Here is a 1,459-nt window from a genome sequence, read left to right on the forward strand (position 1 = left end):
AAATCAACGCACTCTAAAACCGGAAGGGCCGGTTAATTGATCCCTATTCCCAGCAAAGGAAATAACAAGTGAAAAAGACGGCATTGATGGCTTTAAGTGCTGCTGCAGCCCTCGTTCTTGCGGCGTGCTCCACCTCGGGGGAAGAAGCCTCGGGGGAAGATGCAGCGGCTGGCGACGGTGAGCAGCTGACTCTGTCCCACCCCAGTATTGAGGGGCTAAACATCGACTTCGAAAACCAGCCAGAAACCATCGTTATGGACTGCTACGCCTATAGCTCTCTGCACGAGTACGGCATTGAGCCGGATGCGTTGTTTGGTTTTGAGTGTGACAACCCAGCGTTGATGGGTGATGCTGACATCGAAGGTATTGAGACCATCGGCCAAGATGCTGAGATCGATCTGGAAAAGCTGGCTGAACTGCGCCCGGATGCCATCATCGGCAACGGTAACGCGAAGGGTTGGTCTTGGTTCGATGAAGACGTCAACGCTCAGTTGCAGCGCGTTGCGCCTTTCGTGCCGCTGCCATCGGAAGGCTCTATTGATCAAAGGATTGCGGATACCCGCGAGATTGCAGAGTTCTTCGGCGCAGACGTAGAAGCTGACAACATCGTGGCGGCAGATGGAGACTTCGCAGCGGCCAAGGAAGCGTTCACCGCAGCAGTAGACGGCAAGGATTACAACTTCCTGCTGACCAGCCCAACCAAGGAAATGCTCTATACCGGCGTGGGCTTCCCGCAGGCGGACATGCTGGAAGAACTTGGCGCAAACATCGCAGGCCCAGACACACCAGCGGAAGGAAACCCGTGGGGTCGAGTGGCGTGGGAAGATGCTTCGACCTACCCTGCTGATGTCATCTTGGTAGAAAACTATGACCCAGAGGCGCCATTTACTGCGGAGCTGTGGGACAACCTTCCAGCTGTCCAGGCAGACCAGGTATCCACGTGGTCTTCCAAGGGTGCGTTGACCAGCCGTAACTATGCCGATTGGCTGCAGGATCTTGCAGACAAGGTAGAGACCTACGACAAGGTGAGCTAGTCTTTTATGCCAGCAAGTTCCACAACCTCCACAGCCCCGAAGGCTGTGGAAAGGCCAGTTGCTCAGGCCAACCGGCTCATTGGTTTCATTATCATTGCGGTCTTATGTGCCGGTGCGCTGGTGTTGAGCATGATGGTGGGCTCACGCAGCATTCCACCGTCGGATATTTTTCATTATCTGATTAACCCGGATCCGGCGGATCCGGTATCGCAGGTGGTCTGGCAGTCTCGCGTTCCACGTACTTTCTTGGTGTTGGTTGCCGGTAGTGCGTTGGGGGTTGCGGGTGGTTTGATGCAGGCTGTGACCAGAAACCCAATGACGGACCCGGGGATTTTGGGCGTTAATGCGGGTGCTTCTCTCATGGTGGTTGTTGGCCTGGCATTTTTTGGGGTTGGACCTGACCCCTGTTTGGTAGACACCTGATA

The 1,459-nt window shown here is 55.2% G+C and carries 2 protein-coding genes; both read left to right on the plus strand.

Annotated features, from left to right (window positions below):
• Positions 1-68 precede the first annotated feature (68 nt).
• The gene (locus tag HMPREF2526_RS06405; protein ID WP_049155214.1) at positions 69-1,034 is read left to right on the plus strand and encodes an ABC transporter substrate-binding protein; all 966 of its coding nucleotides are present in this window, start codon (positions 69-71) and stop codon (positions 1,032-1,034) included.
• 6 nt (positions 1,035-1,040) lie between these two features.
• Positions 1,041-1,457 (plus strand): iron chelate uptake ABC transporter family permease subunit, encoded by a 417-nt coding sequence (locus tag HMPREF2526_RS06410; RefSeq protein WP_070546510.1) that lies wholly within the window; start codon positions 1,041-1,043, stop codon positions 1,455-1,457.
• Positions 1,458-1,459 lie beyond the last annotated feature (2 nt).

It is taken from the genome of Corynebacterium sp. HMSC070E08, from assembly GCF_001808895.1.
Classification (GTDB): Bacteria; Actinomycetota; Actinomycetes; order Mycobacteriales; family Mycobacteriaceae; genus Corynebacterium; species Corynebacterium hiratae.

Bases quoted from the DNA above. Each gene is read 5' to 3' on its own strand.
- HMPREF2526_RS06410 (WP_070546510.1), top strand. From the start codon at position 1,041: ATGCCAGCAAGTTCCACAACCTCCACAGCCCCGAAGGCTGTGGAAAGG.